The following is a 20,754-nucleotide window of genomic DNA, read 5'->3' on the forward strand; positions in this document are numbered from 1 at the left end:
GATGGCGTCTTGCTTCGGCACACTTTTTTATGTAATAGGAGATTGCTTTGCAATTCCCCTGTTCTGATATAACTATAGATGCACATCTAGAAATCCTTTTTCTTCATGATATTCAAACTGATCATATAGGACAAGATTCCAGATAAGATTAGAACAACACTACCTAGATAAGGAAGGTATTTTAAAAACTGTGTAAGAAAAGCAGAATCTATATTAGCAAAAACATTATTTTTAGAAAGGATTATCACAAGAACCGTTGGAATTCCTAGAACGGCTAGCATGATCATACGACTGTTTTCACTTCCTAATTTAAAGATGATGGGTAGTACGATAAAGTTGAATAACAATCCACCTGCTAATGCACCAATGCTGTAAGAGGAAAAAATCGTAAAAGGTGTTTCTGGATTTGTAAGATGCTGAACCACGCTCAATATGGTGGAGCATAGCATACCACCAAGGATAAAGAAGAAGGAGTTCAGGTATTTGGATTGAACCAACTTCGTTCTGGTAATTGATGTTGTTAGGACATATGACATCCATTTTGATTGTTCATCAAAACTAAAGGTGGAGATATTGATTATACTGAAGAAGACGACAAAATATGTGGCAAAGAAAGAGAGATCACCGGAACCTATCCCCAGTATGGAATAGAATATAAGTAAAGCGAGTGCAATTATGAAACTTTTCTTTAAAACGATAAGGTCTTTAATAAATAATCCTCTTAACATGATTGTTTACCTCCTGAATAGAATAACATGATCTGTTCTAATGTAACGTCTTCTACCATAGCAGATGGATATTGTCTGAGAAAGGCATGCTTATCATTAATTAGTATTGATGTATTGAATGCATTGGTCAACTGGTTGATCACAAAGGAAGGGGAAAATTGTCCAGCTTCTTTATTGGTACAATGAACGATGCCATAACGTTCAAGTACATCATCTTTTGTCTGGGAGAATACGATTTGTCCATCTTGGATAAATGTAATGTAATCGCAGATCTTCTCTAAATCTGTGGTGATATGGGAAGAAAGAAGAATTGTATGTTCTTCGTCCTGTATAAAATCTAAGAAAACATCAAGGATCTGGCTACGAATGACGGGATCAAGTCCACTGGTTGCCTCATCTAAGATTAATAGTTTTGGATGATGAGAAAGTGCAACGGCTAAGTTTAACTTCATCTTATTCCCTTTGGAAAACTGTTTCACTGTTTTGTTCGTTGGAATATGGAATTGATCAATATAAGAATGGAATATAGTAGAATCCCAATTCTTATAGATGTTTTTCATAATAAGATTGATATCTTTGACACGCAATGCATCGTGGAAACAGCATTCATCCAGTACTACACCAATTTCCTCGCGGTCTTTACTAGTTGCGGAATTTGTTATGTCATGACCATTAAAAAAGATGGTACCTGAATCAATGTTGACCATGTTTAAGATGGATTTAATCGTTGTTGTTTTTCCTGCTCCATTTTCTCCAATAAACCCCATAATTGTACCTTTTGGTATCTGGATTGAAACGTTATTGAGTGTGAAATTTGGATAATTCTTTGTTAGATTATTTATGTCCAAGCAATATTCCATAATAATTACCATGTCCTTTCTAAAGTTTGTATCTTTTTTTGTTATACACGTATTGTTGAAAAGAACTGCCTTTCACAGAACCTTCTTATTCAAAATCATAGAGCATCTTTAGTAATTCAATTAAATCTTGAAGATTCATATCAGTATGGCGAGCGCTTTCAATTGCTTTCTGCATATGTTCCTCTGTTTCTTTTAAGAATTCTTCCCGAATCACTTCGATGTTTTGTTTCCCTACGAAACTTCCTTTGCCAGTAATTGTTTCGATTAACCCATCTCGTTCTAGTTCCTCATATGCTCGTTTGGTGGTGATTACGCTGATCCGTAATTCTTTTGCCAAGAGCCGCATGGAAGGAAGCGCTTCTCCTTCTTTTAATTGGCCAGTAACGATCTGTGTCTTTACCTGGTTGTAAATCTGTTCATATATGGGAATACCAGATGAGTTATTGATTAAGATATCCATTCGAATGTACTCCTTTGTTATATTGTATATATACTGTATATACAATATAACTCTATATACAATTCGTGTCAATATAAATTTTTTTTACCTTTTGAACCTTGCATCAATATTATAAGAAACTACATATTAATCTTGATTTTTCTGTGTTATACTAAAAGAATGCAAAAAATTAATACGAAAGGATAAAGTAGTAATGAAAGAGAAACAGTCAATATTACTGACAGAGGGAAGTATTTGGCGAAAATTAATTTTGTTTGCGATACCAATCTTTATTGGAAATGTATTTCAACAACTATACAATACGGTGGATTCATTGATCGTTGGTAATTTTATAGGAAATGATGCACTAGCAGCAGTTAGTTCCTCAGGAAATCTTATCTTTTTACAAGTGGGGTTTTTCAATGGAATTGCCATGGGAGCTGGAGTCGTCATATCAAAATATTTTGGAGCAAAAGACTTTAAGAAGCTACAAAATGCGATACATACGGATATTGCATTTGGATTGATCGCCAGCGTAATCTTAACAGTACTTGGAATCATATTCTCACCACAGATTCTGACCTGGATGGGAACACCAGAATCGGTATTACCGAATTCAATCTTGTACTTTCGGATCTATTTCATTGGTGCAACTGCGGTTGTGATGTATAACATTGCAGTAGGAATCTTACAGGCGGTAGGGGACAGTAAACATCCTTTGTATTATCTAATCATATCGTCGATCATCAATGTTGTTTTGGATTTATTCTTTGTTGCAGTACTAAAATTAGGGGTTGGTTCTGCAGCACTTGCAACCGTCATATCACAGGCAATTAGTGCAATATTGTGCTTTTATCGATTGATTCATTATGATACGGTATATCGCGTATATCCAAAACAGATACGAATTCATAAATCCATGCTGAAACAGATTATTCAATTAGGGTTACCTTCTGGTGTACAGAATTCCATCATCGGATTTGCCAATGTAATCGTACAGTCCAATATCAATGCATTTGATGTGAATGCAGTTGCAGGTTGTGGCTCCTACACAAAGATTGAAGGATTTGCCTTCCTGCCAATCACTTGTTTCTCTATGGCGCTTACCACATTTGTTGGTCAGAATCTAGGAGCAAGAAAGTTAGACCGAGTTAAAAAAGGAACCAAGTTTGGTATCTTATGTTCGGTGAGTTTAGCAGAGATAGTGGGACTGGTTATCTGGATTGGAGCACCAATCTTTATCCGTCTGTTTAATGATGATCCGGAGGTAGTAGCATTTGGTGTAAAACAGGCACATACGGAAGCATTATTCTATTGCCTATTGGCATTTTCTCATTGTATTGCAGGTATTATGAGAGGAGCAGGAAAAGCCATTGTTCCAATGATCACCATGTTGATTACTTGGTGCTTGATTCGAATCACGTATATCACCATTGCGGTTCGAGTGGTACCAAAGATTGATGTGATATTCTGGGCATATCCTTTGACGTGGACTTTAAGTTCGATTATTTTCCTGATTTATTATAAAAAAGTTGATTGGATTCATAATTTTGAACGAATGGACCGATAAATTGAATAAAAAATCTCCAACTAGATTCATAGAACTATTTGGAGATTTTTTTTATTTTACAAGGTTCATCTGAAGTAGATTAGCTTCTTACAGGATGAATACAAACTACAGTTTTGTGCATTAATAAATGAGACAGAAGAATCAATAAGTTTAACTTGCTATTTTTCCTAAATCAGTATATAGTAATAGTAATCATTATTATAAAACTAGATGATGTATAAAAGAAAGAAGTAATTTGGAGTATTTAACAAGATATAGTATTAGTATCATTGGATAAAGAAACCAATCGAAGAATGAGAACTACTTCATATGGGAGGAAAAGAAACGTGACAATATCCATTCGTAAACGGAATAATACAATAGAACCACTTTGTGTGGAAAAAACAAAGAAAATGATTGCATTTGCTTGCGAGGGGTTGCCAGATTGTGACCCGATTGAACTGGAATTAGATGCTAGGATTCAATTTGTAGATGGGATGACTACGAAGGAAATCCAAAAAGTATTGATTCAGACGGCAATTGAGAAAGTGATTCATCCTTCCCAAGATGCGTTTGGTAATCGTACCAATCAGACGAATATTAATTGGCAGTATGTAGCAGCAAGATTATTTGTATTTGATCTTTATAAAGAAGCAGCGATTAGCCGTGGATACAGCCATTTTGGGTATGGGGATTTTCTGCAGCTTGTTACGCTTCTTACAAATACAAAACAGTATGGAAATTACCTTATGGAAAACTATACACAGGAACAGATTAAAGAATTGGGTGACTATATAAAACCAGAACGGGATTATCTGTTCAATTATGAAGGAGTAAAGCTTTTAGCAGACAGGTATTTAGTTCGGAGCTCAACAGGTGCTGGCTGTGAGCTACCACAAGAGCGCTTCCTGATCATTGCCATGCATCTTGCAATTCCTGAGGGAGAACAGAAGGTAAAATATGCGAAAGAATTCTACGATCTATTAAGCAAGTTACAGATGACCGTAGCAACACCTACTTTGGCAAATGCAGGGACAAGTTTTTATCAACTAAGCAGTTGCTTTATCTCAACAGTTGGAGATAATCTGTGGTCCATTTACGATGTGAATTCCAAGTTCTCCAAAGTGAGCAAGCATGGAGGGGCACTTGGTATCTATCTTGGTAAAATTCGAAGTCTTAATAGTGAGATTCGTGGGCATAAGAATGCTTCAGGTGGTGTGATTCCATGGATTAGACTTTATAATGATACAGCGGTTGCTGTTGATCAGTTGGGTCGTCGAAAAGGTGGAGCAACGATTACATTAGATATTTGGCATGCTGATCTTTATGATTTTCTGGAATTGAAGACGAATAATGGAGATGATCGAAGAAAGGCACATGATATCTTCACGGGACTTAGTGTACCAAACCTTTATATGGAACGTTTGGAACGTAGGGAACAGTGGTCTCTATTTGATCCTTACATGGTGAAGAAAGTAATGGGATTTTCATTGGAAGATTGTTTTGATGATGGAGAAGAGAATATATTTACCCAAAGATATCTAGCATGTGAAGCATGCGAAAACTTACCAAGAATTACAGTAACAGCACTGGACATTATGAAACGAATTATGAAAAGTGCAGTAGAGACGGGAGTACCATTTTTCTTCTTCCGAGATACGGTAAATCAGGCAAACCCTAATAAACATACCGGAATGATCTATTCTTCTAACCTATGTCAGGAAATTGCGCAGAACATGAGTGAAACACGATTAGTGGAAGAAACAATTGAGGAAACGCCAGACGGAGAGAAACAGATTCTCTACAAGATGCAGCCAGGAGATATGGTAACTTGCAACTTGAATTCCATTAACCTTGGAAAGATAGAAAAAGAAGATTTGGCCCATAATATACCTCTTCAGATTCGTATGCTTGATAATGTAATAACCTTAAATCAAGTACCAGAATTAGAAGCAAAGATTACATCCGATAAGTACAGAGCCATTGGATTGGGGACAAGTGGGTACCATCATTATCTGGCAAATCACAAGATTGCTTGGGAGAGCGAAGCTCACTTGAAAGAAGCAGATGCATTGTTCGAGGAAATTGCCTACCAATCCATAAAGGCATCTATGGAATTAGCAAAGGAAAAAGGTGCGTACAAAGTGTTTGAAGGTTCTGAATGGCAGACTGGTGAATATTTTGAAAAACGTCAATATAACAGTGAACGCTGGTTGCAGTTAAAAGCTGACGTTGCGAAATACGGATTACGAAATGGTTATATCATGGCAGTGGCACCAACAGGAAGTACGTCGAATATAGCCAATACATCAGCGGGAATCGATCCAATCTTCCGAAGATTTTTTGTAGAAGAGAAGAAGGGGAGCTTTATCACGAAGACTGCGCCAGAATTAAATGAAGAAAATTATTGGTACTATAAAGAGGCACATACCATTGACCAACAATATTCTATTCAGGCTTGCGGAATCAGACAACGACATATTGACCAATCACAATCCATCAATTTCTACATTACACCGGAGTACAAGGCGAAAGATATATTGAATCTATACCTAGAGGCATGGAAACAGGGATTGAAGACCATCTACTACATTAGAAATCAATCGTTAGAGCTAGATGAATGTACAAGTTGTTCAAGTTAATAGTTAAGCTGTAGAAAGCCCATATTTCAATTGATAAAGAAAGTTTGGTTAATGGCTTTTCACACCTTAATAAGTTTATAAGAAATCCCAGGAGTGATTAATATGAATAAGAAAAAAATATTTAATGAGTTTGGTGCCCGTGGCACACAGAGCATGATTAATGGTAATACAACAAACCTGAGGGAATGGAATCGAATCAAATACGATTGGTCCCGTGTTTTATATCGAAATATGTTGAATAATTTCTGGATACCGGAAGAAATTGCATTGAATGAAGATGTGAAACAATTCCCATATCTGACAGATGGAGAAAGAAATGCATTTGATAAAATCATTTCCTTTTTGAATTTCCTTGATTCTATACAAAGTGAGAATTTACCCAATGTATCACGGTATATTACAGCGCCAGAGGTAACTTCACTGTTGAATATCCAGGCATTCCAAGAGGAGATTCATGCCCAGAGCTATTCCTATATTCTTGATACGGTAACCAATCCCATAACAAGAGATAAGATCTATGATATTTGGAGGGAAGATGAACATCTACTAGCTAGAAACCGTTTCATAGCAGATATCTACCAAGCATTTAATGAGGACCCATCGGAGGCGAATCTGATTCGAACAATCATTGCCAACTATATTTTAGAGGGAATATATTTTTACTCAGGTTTTAGCTTCTTCTATACTTTGGCAAGACAAGGGAAAATGACAGCCACAAGTACTATATTTAAGTATATAAATCGTGATGAAATTACCCATTTGGTATTATTTCAGAATATTATTAAGGAATTAAAAAATGAGAAAAAAGAGGTATTCACCAAAGAATTAGAGGAAGAAATTCGCCAAATGATGAAAACAGGTGTGGAACATGAAATTGCCTGGGGACAATATGTAACGGATAATCAAATCTTAGGAATGAATAATGAATTGATCGACCGTTATATCAAATATCTATCGAATCTACGGTTACGTGCCATAGGAATACCGGAACTTTACCCAGAGATTAAGGAACATCCAATGTCATGGATTGATTCCTTCTCCAATCTAAATAGCACGAAGACCGATTTTATAGAGGCAAAGGTAACAAACTATACGAAAGCAGCAGCTTTCGATTTTGATGATTTAGAGTAATACGGATTCGCGTGTCGAATATTGATTTACAGCAACGCTAGTTTATGATTCGTCTAGTAACCATGTTAGATTAATCATGTACAGTTTGCGTAAAGGAACGAAAGGGGGGCTGTTTCGATACACGAACCAGTCATATATAGAAAGGAAAGGTGAAGAAAATGAAGAAAATCGCAGTATTTGATACAAAACCTTATGATAAAGAATGGTTTGAAAAATTAGGAGACCATTATACGTTCAAATTCATTGAGAGTAAGTTGAATAAAGACACAGCAGGTCTAGCAAAAGGGTGCCAGGGGGTCTGTGCATTTGTTAATGACGAAATCTGTAAAGAAACAATTGAACAGTTGGAAGAACTGGGAATCCCCCTTATTGCGATGCGTTGTGCGGGATATAGTAACGTGGACTTTAAAGCTGCTTATGGGAAAATCCATGTGGTTCGCGTACCTGTGTATTCTCCTCATGCAGTTGCAGAACATACGATGGCTTTATTATTAGCGGTGAATCGTAAGATTCATAAAGCTTATAATCGTACACGAGATTTTAATTTTAGTTTGAATGGTTTAACCGGTATGGATTTATATGGTAAGACAATTGGAATTATTGGTACGGGTAAGATTGGGCAAACATTTATTGAAATCTGTAAAGGATTTGGAATGCGGATATTGGCGTATGATCTGTATCCAGCCAAGAATCTGGGGTATGAATATGTAGATTTGGATACGTTATTCAGAGAAAGTGATGTAATATCCTTGCACTGTCCATTAACAGAACAGACCAAACATATTTTATCAAGAGAAGCTTTTCATAAGATGAAAAAAGGTGTTTATATTATCAATACATCCAGAGGTACGTTGATTGAAACAGAAGCACTATTAGAAGCATTGAATAATGGCACAGTTGCTGGAGCAGGACTTGATGTGTATGAAGAGGAAGCAGAGTATTTCTTTGAAGATATGTCAGGGGTGATTATGAAAGATGATATGTTATCCCTTCTTGTATCAAAACCAAATGTATTGCTTACTTCTCATCAAGCATTTCTGACGAATGAAGCGCTGGAGAATATCGCTCGGGTTACGATACAGAACCTAGATGAATTTTTTGAAGAAAAAGCATTAACCAATGAGGTTTGTTATCATTGTCAGACAGGAAAGATAATGGAAAATTGCCGTAAGAACGAAAAAGGACGTTGTTTCTAAATAATCTGCAAATAAGGACGCTATTATATATAAATAGCGTCCTTATTTTTTTGCATTTTTTTATGTAAAATAGCATTAGAAATTAGAAATCAATTTCGTAGACAATTATGAAATACTCGTGTTGCAGAACCATTAAGACCGATAATGCAAATGACTGTACAAAAAGTGTATGTCTATGAAGTTTGAGAGTGCACGTAAAAGGAGCGGAGAACAGATGGAGCAAATACAGACGGAATACTATTTGGCTGTGGATATTGGCGCTTCCAGTGGAAGACATATCTTAGGATATAGAAAAGATGGAAAACTGCAGCTAGAAGAGGTGTACCGATTCCAGAATGGATTGGAAAATCAAGATGGTACACTGTGTTGGAATCTGCCACAGTTATTTGATGAAATTCTGACTGGGTTACGCCGATGTAAAGAGATTAATAAGATTCCTTCGTATATGGGAGTCGATACCTGGGGCGTGGATTTTGTTCTATTGGACAAACAAGACCAGATTATTGGAAAAACCGTAGGTTATCGAGATGAACGTACGGAAGGGATGGATCACCTTGTACAAAACAAGATTAGTAACCGAGAATTGTATGAACGAACGGGAATACAGAAACAGATCTTTAATACCATATACCAGTTAATGGCGATTAAGGAGAAGAATCCAGATTGGCTTGACCGTGCAGAGAGCATGTTAATGATTCCAGATTATTTTCACTTCTTACTAACCGGTGTTAAGAAGATGGAATATACCAATGCAACAACAACACAGTTGGTTCATGCCAGGGAAAAGGCATGGGATCAGGAGTTAATCAGTCTTTTGGGTTATCCCAAACATGTATTCAAAGAACTATCAATGCCTGGTGAACTTGTGGGAAATCTCTTACCAAAGGTTCAAGAATATGTAGGTTTTGATTGCCAAGTCCTTTTGCCAGCAACCCATGATACGGGGTCTGCCGTGTTAGCTGTTCCAGCTGTAACAGAGGATATCCTGTATATCAGTTCGGGAACGTGGTCTTTGATGGGAACAGAACAAAGGAATGCAATCTGTACCGAAGAAAGCCAGAAGAACAACTTCACCAATGAGGGTGGGTATGAACATCGTTTCCGCTATCTCAAAAATATCATGGGGCTATGGATGATACAATCCATGAAAAAAGAGATTGCACAAGACCTTTCGTTTGCACAAATCTGTGAAATGGCATCGAAAGAATCCATTGCTTCCCTAGTTGATTGTAATGATGGAAGATTTTTGGCACCAAAGAGCATGACAGAAGCAATTCGATGCTACTGTAAAGAAACGAATCAACAAGAACCGCAAACCATTGGAGAGGTTGCATCCGTCATCTATAACAGTTTAGCAAAATGTTATGGTGATACGGTTACTGAAATCGAAGAAATGACAGGAAAACACTACTCTACCATTCACATTGTTGGAGGAGGGGCTAATGCGGAGTATCTAAATCACTTAACAGCACGACATACGAAGAGAGTGGTATTAGCAGGACCAATAGAGGCGACTGCCATTGGCAATATTCTGGCACAGATGTTACATACCAGGGAATTCTCTTCCATTTTAGAAGCAAGAACTTGTGTCAAAGAATCATTTGCTATTAAGGAGTATGACGCTTAAATGGACTGTCCTCTTGGAAGTATATAAAGGAAATGAATCATAAGCAGAAACATTTGCGTGTGTTTTTTGATATAGGAATGAAGTCAAAGAACTCGATAGGAAATTAATTAAGAGGAATAATCGAAAAGGAGAACGATATGACAACAAAACAACGATATGAATCAGCAAAAGAAATCTACAAAGCTATTGGTGTGGATACCGATGCAGCATTAAAGGCATTAAGCCAGATCCGGGTCTCTATGCATTGCTGGCAAGGAGATGATGTTTCTGGTTTTGAAGGAAATGGAGAATTATCTGGTGGAATTCAAGCTACAGGAAATTATCCTGGAAAAGCAAGAACACCAGAGGAATTAATGGCAGATATGGATAAAGCATTAAGTTTTATTCCAGGAACGCATCGAATCAACCTGCATGCCAGCTATGCAATCTTTGAAGATGGGTTTGTAGATCGAGATCAGATTGAACCAAAACATTTTAAAAAATGGGTTGAGTATGCCAAAGAGAGAGGACTTGGAATTGACTTCAATCCAACCTTCTTCTCTCATCCAAAGGCTTCCGATGCAACTTTATCCAGTGAAAATGAAGAAATCCGCAAGTTTTGGGTTGCGCATGGGAAAGCTTGTTTGCGAATTGCAGAATATTTTGCGACAGAATTAGGAAAGCCTTGCTGTATGAACATATGGATTCCAGATGGTTACAAGGATATTCCAGCTGATCGTATGGCACCAAGAGCAAGATTGAAGAAGTCATTGGATGAAATCTTGTCAATTCCTTATGATAAGAGCAACGTTTATGTAGCAGTTGAGTCTAAAGTATTTGGTATAGGTTTAGAAAGTTATACCGTTGGTTCTCATGAATTCTATATGAATTATGCAGCAAAAAACAATCTTCTATGTCTATTGGATAACGGTCATTATCATCCAACCGAGATGGTAGCTGATAAAATTTCAGCTATGTTGTTATTCTCAGAAAAACTAGCGCTTCATGTGACAAGAGCAGTTCGTTGGGATAGTGATCATGTTGTACTATATGACGATGAGACAAGAGAGATTGCCAAAGAAATCATTCAAAATGGTGCAGATCGTGTAATGATTGCATTGGATTTCTTTGATGCAAGTATCAATCGAATCAGTGCTTGGGTTGTGGGTATGAGAAATATGCAGAAGGCGTTATTACAAGCGTTACTTCTACCAAGTGAAAAACTTGCTCGTTTACAGGAAGAACGAAAACTCACAGAATTAATGGTATTACAGGAAGAACTTAAATTATATCCAGTAGGTGATGTGTGGAATTATTTCTGTGAATGCAATCATGTTCCAGAGAAAGAAGATTGGTTTGCGCAAATCACCCAATATGAAAAAGAAGTATTAAGCAAAAGAAAATAAGGATATACAGAAAGGAATGGGAACATGAAAGTATTAGATGCAGAATTTGTTCAAGGTTTTATTCGTATGGCCAATGATGGCTTTTTGCAAGGTTGGCATGAAAGAAATGGAGGAAATCTTACCTATCGCATAAAACCAGAAGAAGTGGAAGCAGTTAAAGAAGAATTTACAGCAAAAGAATGGGTATCCATTGGAACGACAGTACCAACATTAGCAGGAGAATATTTTCTAGTAACAGGTAGTGGAAAGTATTTTCGTAATGTGATTTTAAATCCAGCTTCGAACATTGCAATAATTGAAATCGACAGTAAAGGAGAACAATATCGTATTGTCTGGGGGTTAGTAGAGGGTGGACGTCCGACTAGTGAACTTCCTTCCCATCTTATGAATCATGAAGTGAAGAAAGCTGCATCAAATGGAAAACATCGCGTCATTTACCATGCACATACAACCAATATTATTGCATTAACGTTTGTATTACCTTTGGAAGACCGTGTATTCACAAGAGAATTATGGGAAATGGCTACAGAATGTCCAGTTGTATTCCCAGATGGTGTTGGTGTTGTTGGTTGGATGGTTCCAGGTGGACGTGAAATCGCAGTTGCAACCAGTGAATTGATGAAGAAATACGATGTAGCAATATGGGCTCATCATGGAATGTTCTGTTCTGGGGAAGACTTTGATCTAACTTTCGGATTAATGCATACTGTTGAAAAATCAGCAGAAATCCTTGTAAAGATGCTTTCCATCAGACCGGATAAACTACAAACCATTACACCACAAAATTTTAGAGATCTTGCACATGATTTCAAGGTATCATTACCAGAAGAATTCCTGTACGAGAAATAATGTTTCGGACAATTATAGGTAGAATTTTAACTAATTTAGATATATAATAAAACTAACGTAATTATTCAGTTAATAATTAACTATCATCGCTTATTTGATAATTAATTTGGTACATGTCGTGCTTGTTGCATGAACATGAGACAGTGGATCTACAATCTATTGGCATCATACTCATACATAGACAGAATGATTACAGAATGAAAATAAAAGGAGAGATTACTTATGGCAAACAGAATCGTTTTAAATGAAATTTCTTATCACGGGACAGGTGCAATCCAAAATATTAAGGATGAAGTAAAAACAAGAGGTTTTAAAAAAGCCTTCGTATGTTCTGACCCTGACTTAGTTAAGTTCAAAGTAACGAACAAAGTAACCGATGTTCTTGATCAGGCTGGTTTTGCATATGAATTATATTCAAACATCAAACCAAACCCAACGATTGAAAATGTTCAAACTGGTGTAGCGGCATTCAAAGCATCTGGTGCAGATTATATTATTGCTATTGGTGGCGGCTCTTCTATGGATACAGCAAAAGCAATTGGTATCATTATCAAGAATCCAGAATTCGAAGATGTTAGAAGCTTGGAAGGTGTAGCACCTACGAAGAATCCTTGTGTACCAATTATTGCAGTTCCAACAACCGCAGGTACAGCAGCAGAAGTAACAATCAATTATGTTATTACTGATGTTGAGAAAAAGAGAAAATTCGTTTGTGTTGATACACATGATATTCCAGTAATCGCTGTTGTAGATCCTGACATGATGTCAAGTATGCCAGCAGGATTAACCGCTTCTACAGGTATGGATGCATTAACACATGCAATTGAAGGATACATTACAAAAGGTGCTTGGGAAATGACCGATATGTTCCATTTGAAAGCAATCGAGATTATTTCTAAAAATCTTCGTGGTGCAGTTGCCAATACACCAGAAGGAAGAGAAGGAATGGCACTTGGACAATACATAGCAGGTATGGGATTTTCTAACGTTGGTTTAGGTATCGTTCACTCTATGGCACATGCGTTAGGTGCTGTATACGATACACCACATGGTGTTGCCAATGCGATCTTATTACCAACAGTTATGGAATTTAATGCAGATGCAACTGGTGACAAGTTCAAATACATCGCAAAAGCAATGGGCGTAGAAGGTGTCGAACAGATGTCACAAGCGGAATATAGAAAAGCAGCAGTAGATGCTGTTAAGAAGTTATCCACAGATGTTGGTATTCCAGCAGATTTGAAAGCAATCGTTAAAGAGGAAGATGTTACATTCTTAGCAGAATCCGCTGTTGCCGATGCTTGTGCTCCTGGTAATCCAAAAGATGCATCCTTAGAAGATATTATTGCGTTATATCGATCTCTTATGTAATTCCCCATTACAATAGATAAAGAGAAATGAAGTTACCAATAGATTGCAATTTAAATGAATTGCATTGTATAAGTACAGTTTAATAAGTACAGAATGTAAAAGCCTTAGATTGCATTCGGAGTTTGGATCGATAATCCAACCCGTTTATCCAATCTAAGGCTTTTTACTTTGGAGAAGGAAGATTGCATTTCGCATAGATTTGATAATTTTGAATAAGGGAAAGAGGAATAAGAATATATCTTGACAAAAAAAGAAAACAGGAATAGAATAAATAAAAAGCGACATAAGTGTCGCAAAAAAAACAATGTAACATATAACGAATTAATCTGTGTAGTATCATTTGCTAAACGTTAGAAAGGAATGGTGTTTTTATGAATTTTGAATTAAGAAAGTGGAAAGTAGAAGATGCAGAGGATGTAGCTTTCTTTGCCAATAACAAGAAAATTGCAGATAACTTGAGGAATGTATTCCCTTATCCTTATACTTTAGAGGATGCCTTGGGTTATGTAACAAGTTGTGCAGAGAATACGGAGGAAAGACAAATCTGTCGTGCAATTGTAGTGGATGGCAGAGTGGTTGGAAGTGTTGGAATATTCCTTGGAAATGATGTTTATGAAAAAAGTGGAGAGATTGGATACTGGCTTGCAGAACAGTATTGGAGAAAAGGAATTATGAGCCGTGCAGTGGGACAACTTTGTAAAGAAGCATTTGAACGATTTGCTATTGAACGGATCTATTCAGAACCATTTGCATATAATATGGGGTCTCGTGGTGTACTTGAAAAGAATGGCTTTCAATTAGAAGGAGTTATGAGAAAAGGAGTTTGTAAGAATGGTAAGATCTTTGACTATTGTATGTACTCTCTTTTACGAGAAGATCTTGTGTAAACTCGATTCAAAACTCTATATCTTTCATTAAACAATTTCCTATATTTTTCGATAAACATTTAAACTTGTAGAATAACATTGTACATAGTCATAAAAGTATAATTACTGATTTAGACAGATGAGGGCTGATAGCAATAGCAATGTGGTTCGCATTATAAACATTTTTTGGATTAGAACCGATAATAATAGAAAGGCATAGCCTTTTGCGTGCTTTAACAGGAAAGTCCTCCAACTTTCCGATTAAAGAAACCATCTGGGGGATGCGCACTCGCAATGATATTTTCAACGCTCAATTTACGGAAAGGAGGAAGTAGAGATGAGCAATTATTTTATGAATCTATTCGGTAATACTAATTCAAACAGTAGTATGAATTTCTTCAACAACATTGGAGAATATTCCAGTATTACAAACGGAGCATATGGCAAGTTGCTACGTTCCTATTATAGTAAAGTAGGAGCCAATCAGGAAAGTTCCTCAGCAGCTAGTCAGATCTTGAACTCCAATTCAAGTACCTTTACCAATTCCACTTCTACTGCGGTTTCAAGTAAGGAAGCAAAGGCAGTAAAAGAAGAGACGGATGCTCTAAAAGAATCAGCCCAAGCGTTAACGACTACAGGTGACAAGTCACTCTTTATCAAGAAGGAAGTTACCACCACAGACGAAAAGACGGGAGAAAAATCAACCTCTATGCAGTATGATAAGGATAAGATTGTAAATGCTGTGAAATCTTTTGTAACAGATTATAATAGTACCCTTGATTCGGTAGATGACCTATCTAATAAAAATGTCTCTCGTACCGCTTCTTATATGACAAAGCAAACAGAGATCTATAAGAAGAGTTTGGATAAAGTGGGAATTACAATTGGGACAGACAATACCTTGACAGTGAATGAAGACAAACTAAAGAATGCAGACATGAACATGGTAAAGAATTTGTTCAATGGCTCCTATTCATTTGCTTCACAAACATCACAAAAAGCAAGTCAATTACAGCAGGCAACAACAATCGCAGCAAACAATAGTTATCTCTATAATGGTACAGGAAGTTATACGTCAACGAATTTTTATAGCACCTTTAATCGTTATTTCTAACGATAAAGAGGATCGAGATGTTAAAAGCGGTTTTCACAGAATATACAATTTTGTGAAAATCGCTTTTTTGATCTTTTTTACACTTTCTAGAAATAATGTGTAAATGCTTATAATAATATTATTAAAATTCTCAAAATGATATTAATTGAAAATATATTTGAAAAATATAGTAAGGTGTATTAATATATATATATAAACGTATATTGTTTCCTAAATTTGAATGCGACGTGTTAATCAGCTTTCGTAAAGTTTAATATGGAAATTAAAGAACCAACTATAAGACGAAAGTGTTTTATCGTAGGTTCTTTATTTTGAATAAAATGTAAAGGAGCGTGTACTAATGAAGAAAAAAATACATTTTGCATTTCTATTTATTGCATTGGTATTTTTGACAGCTTGTACAAAAGAAAATGTCAATGAGCCAGAGGAAAAAACGATGGTAAAAGAGGAACAATCATCAGAAAAGCTGGTCGTTTATTCGCCACATTCCATTGACATTCAATGGACAATCGTTAATGCGTTTGAAGAAAAAACAGGTATTGACGTTGAAGTTGTTAGTAAAGGAACAGGGGATTTAATAGCAAAAATAAAGGAAGAATCCGGGGATCCAAAAGCAGATATAATGTGGGGGGGAACCGTTGCATTATTGAATTCAAACAAAGATTGTTTTGAAAAATATTTCTGCAAGAATGAAAACAATATCTTTGATGCATATAAAAATACTTCTGGATATGTTACTTCTTTTACCCTAGTACCAAGTGTACTTATAGTAAATACAGATTTGGCAAAAGATATTGAAATTACAGGATATGAAGATTTACTAAAGCCAGAACTAAAGGGGAAAATTGCAAATTGCGATCCGGAAAAGTCATCCTCATCGTATGAACAGGTCATTAATATTCTTAATGCAATGGGAAAAGGAAATCCTGAAGATGGCTGGGAGTATTTGCAGAAATTAATTGATAATCTAGATGGACAGTTATTAACGAGTTCCTCATCCGTCTATAAATCAGTAGTTGAAGGAAAAAACATCGTTGGATTAACCTATGAGGAAGGGGCAATATCCAATATTATAGATGGTGCTCCGGTAAATGTAGTATATATGAAAGAAGGAGTAATCTGTAGAGCAGATGGAGTGGCAATTGTTAAAAATGCAAAAAATATAGAAAATGCAAAAAAGTTTATTGACTTTGTTACGAGTGAAGAAGCGCAACAATTAGTAACACAAAAACTTAGTCGACGGAGTATTCGTGATGATGTTGCACCATTAAAGGGAGTAAAAGATTATTCGGAGATTAACATAATCGAAGATGATGTTAATTGGGCTACTGAAAATAAAGATAGTATCTTGGAAAGATTTCATTCGAGTATTAGCAAGTAAATAACGAAAAGGGGAAAAATATGGAGAAAAATACACAAGATAACAGTTTATACAAAAAAATTAAAAACTTATTCATACAAGAAAAACTTATTAATCGAGTAGCGTTTAGCATTGCCTTTATTATAATTATTGCAGTTATTGTGCTAAATCGATGGTCATATGCGAAGTTTGGTTTACTTCAAGGAGAAATTGGACTTTATAAGGTTGAATTTACGAAATTACAAGAACAAATCGAAACCCTTTTAGGTACCTCAATTGACGAACAAGGAGAAATTAGAACGAATATTGAACAATTAGAAAATAGTATTCGTCAAAAACAAAAAACAATTGGAAAAGACATAATTTCATCAAAGTGTGAAAAAACATTTATGGCGATGAAAGAGAATATGAATACATATGAGACGTATATTGATAAAATTCTTTCTTTTGAGGATGAATCAAAAAAATACAACTCAAAAAAAATATATAATAATGAATTAGCAGAGACAGAAGACTTAGTGGATATAAATATCGAAGAATTATTAGAAGAGATGGGAAATATCGGTAACAAAACAATTAATATAGAAAGTTTGTTTTCTATTACACTTGCAGTATTAATATTTGTTTCCGTTTTTGTAATCTCGCAAAAACTACAGAAAAAAATGAATCGTACCATTGATAATACATTTAAACCGCTACAAGAATTAACAGTTGTTGCAAGAGAAATAAGAAATGGTAATTTACATATTGATATTAATAATTATGGTAATAATGAGATCGGTGATTTTGCATTTGCATTATCAGAGACGATCAGTTCTATAAATAATTACATAGAAGATATTTCAGATCATCTTCAAAGAATGATGAATCGAGATTTTTCATCTCAAATACAGAAGGAATACATTGGAGATTTCAGCTCTCTTCGCGAGTCAATGGAGCAGATATTGCTATTCATGAATAATCTATTAAGACAAATCGACAATGCTACACTAGCTGTTAACTCTAGTGCTGGACAAATTCAGGAAGTATCTAAGACGTTGGCTGAAGATACTTGTAAACAAACAGAAAGTATCATCGATATAACGGAAGTTATGGAACAAGTATTACAGCATGCACAAAATAATGAAGATTTGTGTCAGCAAGCGAATAAAGTTACACAGGAGGCAAAAAATGTAACAATCGAAGGTCGGGAACAAATGCAATATATGATTGCATCCATGGAAAACATCAATACAATGAGTAATCAAATTGCAACCGTTATGAAGAGTATATTTGAAATTGCCGATCAAACATCCTTGTTAGCTTTGAATGCATCAATTGAAGCAGCTCGTGCGGGGGAAGCTGGAAGAGGTTTTGCGGTTGTTGCATCTGAAGTATCCCAATTAGCAGAACAATGTTCTGATGCAGCTAAGAAAACGGAAACGATGATTAAAGAAACATTAGATGCAATAAAGAAAGGAAATAAAGAAGCTGAAAAAACAGAAACTTCCTTCCAAACAACCGTATCTAATATTGAAATGGTTGCAAACTATGTAGAACAAATCATGGAAGCAAGTAATACCCAGCAAATAAAAGTTGCGAAAGCAGTAAATGAAATTAATAAAGTTAGTGCTATTACAAGTGAAAATACGAGTAGAGCAGAGGAGAGTACGGCAACTAGTGAATTATTAGCAGGACAAGCAGATGGTTTGAAAACGATATTAGATACCATTCATTTTAATAAGAATTAGCTTTTTGGGGCTGATATTTATACTGGACTTCTTATTTTGGAGGCATGAACTTCTGAATAAGAAGTCCTTTTCTCTACCATTTTGTGGGTCTTTGTAGTAAAATATATGAAATGAGTTGCCCACTAGTAAACAGGTATAGATCATAGTTTTGTGGGTTTTTAACTGGTATATTACAATGAATAACATAAGGTAGAGAGGATTCACAGATGGAGAAATATAGGATTGCAATTGTAGAAGATGACAAAACAATTCGTGAAGAATTAGGCTATATATTAGAGAATCAAGGGTATGAAGTGAAGTATGTACAAGAATTTCAGTACATTGAGGAACAGATTCGTCAGATGAATCCACATCTAATCCTATTGGATATTAATCTCCCACAGGAAGATGGCTATCATGTGTGTATGCGGATTCGACGATTTTCTTCTGTACCAATCATATTTGTTACAAGTCGTAATACGGATATGGATGAATTACAATCCCTAACACTTGGGGGAGATGATTACATAACAAAACCATACAATACATCCATTTTACTTGCACGGATCGAAAAACTTATACGACGCGTATATCATGAGAAAGCAAAGGAAGAAAAGTTGATTCATAAAGGAGTAGAACTCCAAGTGGAAACAGCAAAATTACAATATGGAGAGAAACAGGTAACGTTAACAAGAAACGAGTTATGTATTATGATATACCTGTTTCGACATGCGGGAAAGATTTGTGCCCGTACGGATTTGATTGATTACCTTTGGGATCATGAAGGGTTTATTGATGACAATGCACTTAGCGTGAATATCACTCGAATAAGAGGAAAATTAGCACAACTGGGTATACATGATTTTATCGAAACGAAACATCGACAAGGATATCTAATTTAGGAAAGGTTTAGGAAGAGAGACGTTATGAAAGTATATGAGTTCCTTAAAGATAAAGTTTTGGTAATCATATTGAATTTTAGTGGTTATCTAGCGCTATCCCTCTATCTTTATATGTGTGGATTTCCTTTACAAGGAATCTTATTAATCGGAGGCTGCCATGGCGGTATTCTGCTTTGTTCACTTGTATATACCTATATCAAGAGAACAAAGTATATGTCTGTCCTACTCAAAAATCTGGAAGCATTAGACAAGAAATATCTCCTAACGGATGTTTGGAAACAGCCACAAACATACGAAGACCAGTTGTACTATACCATATTACGGAGATGTAATAAATCCATGCTTGAGGAGATTCTAAAACAAAAGCATGTACATGAGGAGTATCAGGAATATATTGAGCAATGGGTTCATGAGGTAAAGACACCAATCGCAGCAATGAAATTATTAGTGGAGAATGGAAAAGAACAAGAAGTTAACAGCCAAAGAGCGATATTTCGTAAATTACTATTGGAACTAGAGCATATGGAGCATGATGTTGAACAGGTATTATATTATGCTAGAAGTGAAGCAGTAGCAAAAGATTATCTGATTCGAGAAACAGATCTGCATGAAATTGTCAATCAGGCAATACGGGATAATAAACAGCTATTAATTCAATCTGGAGTATCGGTGGAGTCTTCCTGTCATGCATTCGTCATAGCAGATCGAAAATGGGTTGCGTATATACTTAGCCAATGTATACAAAATGCGGTGGCTTACGAATCAACAACGATTACTTTTTCCATAAAAACAGAAGGAGTTCATACCACCTTATACATGGAAGACAATGGGGTGGGAATAAAAGAGGAGGAACTCCCACGAATCTTTGAAAAAGGGTTTACTGGAACCAATGGAAGGGTCAACGAAAAATCAACAGGGATTGGGCTCTACATATGTAGTCATTTATGCGACAAAATGAATATTCAGATTAAGGTTGTTTCACAAGAAGGGAAGGGTTCTATCTTTTCTTTCACATTCTAAAGATAA

The 20,754-nt window shown here is 35.8% G+C and carries 17 protein-coding genes; 14 read left to right on the top strand and 3 right to left on the bottom strand.

Annotated features, from left to right (window positions below):
• Window positions 1–86: 86 nt before the first annotated feature.
• From HBB17_RS14610 to HBB17_RS14620, 3 genes are all read right to left on the bottom strand, one after another.
• On the bottom strand, window positions 87–728 hold the full coding sequence (locus HBB17_RS14610) for an ABC-2 transporter permease (protein ID WP_167958247.1): 642 nt from the start codon (window positions 726–728) through the stop codon (window positions 87–89).
• A complete protein-coding gene (locus tag HBB17_RS14615) occupies window positions 722–1,600 on the bottom strand; it encodes an ABC transporter ATP-binding protein (protein ID WP_238483759.1) in 879 nt (292 codons plus the stop codon). Before HBB17_RS14615 ends, HBB17_RS14610 begins: the two co-directional genes overlap by 7 nt.
• Window positions 1,601–1,673: 73 nt before the next feature.
• A complete protein-coding gene (locus tag HBB17_RS14620) occupies window positions 1,674–2,048 on the bottom strand; it encodes a GntR family transcriptional regulator (protein WP_167958248.1) in 375 nt (124 codons plus the stop codon).
• A gap of 193 nt (window positions 2,049–2,241) precedes the next feature.
• Here HBB17_RS14620 and HBB17_RS14625 point away from each other — a divergent pair, with 193 nt between their 5' ends.
• The 14 genes from HBB17_RS14625 to HBB17_RS14690 all read left to right on the top strand — a co-directional run bounded on the left by HBB17_RS14625 (window position 2,242) and on the right by HBB17_RS14690 (window position 20,748).
• Window positions 2,242–3,597: an MATE family efflux transporter gene (locus HBB17_RS14625; RefSeq protein ID WP_167958249.1), complete on the top strand. Its 1,356-nt coding sequence runs from the start codon at window positions 2,242–2,244 to the stop codon at window positions 3,595–3,597.
• A 326-nt stretch (window positions 3,598–3,923) separates the two neighbouring features.
• Window positions 3,924–6,218 carry a ribonucleoside-diphosphate reductase subunit alpha gene (locus tag HBB17_RS14630; RefSeq protein ID WP_167958250.1) on the top strand — a complete coding sequence of 765 codons (2,295 nt, stop codon included), beginning with the start codon at window positions 3,924–3,926 and terminating at the stop codon, window positions 6,216–6,218.
• A gap of 102 nt (window positions 6,219–6,320) precedes the next feature.
• The gene (locus HBB17_RS14635; protein ID WP_167958251.1) at window positions 6,321–7,349 is read left to right on the top strand and encodes a ribonucleotide-diphosphate reductase subunit beta; all 1,029 of its coding nucleotides are present in this window, start codon (window positions 6,321–6,323) and stop codon (window positions 7,347–7,349) included.
• 158 nt (window positions 7,350–7,507) lie between these two features.
• Window positions 7,508–8,545 (top strand): 2-hydroxyacid dehydrogenase, encoded by a 1,038-nt coding sequence (locus HBB17_RS14640; protein WP_207717362.1) that lies wholly within the window; start codon window positions 7,508–7,510, stop codon window positions 8,543–8,545.
• A gap of 175 nt (window positions 8,546–8,720) precedes the next feature.
• A complete protein-coding gene (gene rhaB / locus HBB17_RS14645; RefSeq protein WP_238483760.1) occupies window positions 8,721–10,172 on the top strand; it encodes a rhamnulokinase in 1,452 nt (483 codons plus the stop codon).
• A gap of 137 nt (window positions 10,173–10,309) precedes the next feature.
• Window positions 10,310–11,557 (top strand): L-rhamnose isomerase, encoded by a 1,248-nt coding sequence (locus tag HBB17_RS14650; RefSeq protein ID WP_167958253.1) that lies wholly within the window; start codon window positions 10,310–10,312, stop codon window positions 11,555–11,557.
• A gap of 24 nt (window positions 11,558–11,581) precedes the next feature.
• On the top strand, window positions 11,582–12,406 hold the full coding sequence (gene rhaD / locus HBB17_RS14655) for a rhamnulose-1-phosphate aldolase (RefSeq protein WP_167958254.1): 825 nt from the start codon (window positions 11,582–11,584) through the stop codon (window positions 12,404–12,406).
• 222 nt (window positions 12,407–12,628) lie between these two features.
• Window positions 12,629–13,777 carry a lactaldehyde reductase gene (fucO, locus tag HBB17_RS14660; protein ID WP_167958255.1) on the top strand — a complete coding sequence of 383 codons (1,149 nt, stop codon included), beginning with the start codon at window positions 12,629–12,631 and terminating at the stop codon, window positions 13,775–13,777.
• A gap of 371 nt (window positions 13,778–14,148) precedes the next feature.
• On the top strand, window positions 14,149–14,664 hold the full coding sequence (locus HBB17_RS14665; protein WP_167958256.1) for a GNAT family N-acetyltransferase: 516 nt from the start codon (window positions 14,149–14,151) through the stop codon (window positions 14,662–14,664).
• Between the two features lie 316 nt (window positions 14,665–14,980).
• Complete coding sequence (locus HBB17_RS14670; RefSeq protein WP_167958257.1) at window positions 14,981–15,757, top strand: hypothetical protein; 777 nt, start codon at window positions 14,981–14,983, stop codon at window positions 15,755–15,757.
• A gap of 340 nt (window positions 15,758–16,097) precedes the next feature.
• Window positions 16,098–17,138 (top strand): extracellular solute-binding protein, encoded by a 1,041-nt coding sequence (locus HBB17_RS14675; protein WP_167958258.1) that lies wholly within the window; start codon window positions 16,098–16,100, stop codon window positions 17,136–17,138.
• A gap of 20 nt (window positions 17,139–17,158) precedes the next feature.
• Window positions 17,159–18,847: a methyl-accepting chemotaxis protein gene (locus tag HBB17_RS14680; protein WP_167958259.1), complete on the top strand. Its 1,689-nt coding sequence runs from the start codon at window positions 17,159–17,161 to the stop codon at window positions 18,845–18,847.
• A 206-nt stretch (window positions 18,848–19,053) separates the two neighbouring features.
• Window positions 19,054–19,728 (top strand): response regulator transcription factor, encoded by a 675-nt coding sequence (locus HBB17_RS14685; RefSeq protein WP_167958260.1) that lies wholly within the window; start codon window positions 19,054–19,056, stop codon window positions 19,726–19,728.
• 24 nt (window positions 19,729–19,752) lie between these two features.
• The gene (locus HBB17_RS14690; RefSeq protein WP_167958261.1) at window positions 19,753–20,748 is read left to right on the top strand and encodes a sensor histidine kinase; all 996 of its coding nucleotides are present in this window, start codon (window positions 19,753–19,755) and stop codon (window positions 20,746–20,748) included.
• The last annotated feature ends 6 nt before the right edge of the window (window positions 20,749–20,754 follow it).

Origin of the sequence: Anaerosporobacter faecicola (genome assembly GCF_012070565.1) — a bacterium.
GTDB lineage: Bacteria > Bacillota > Clostridia > Lachnospirales > Lachnospiraceae > Anaerosporobacter > Anaerosporobacter faecicola.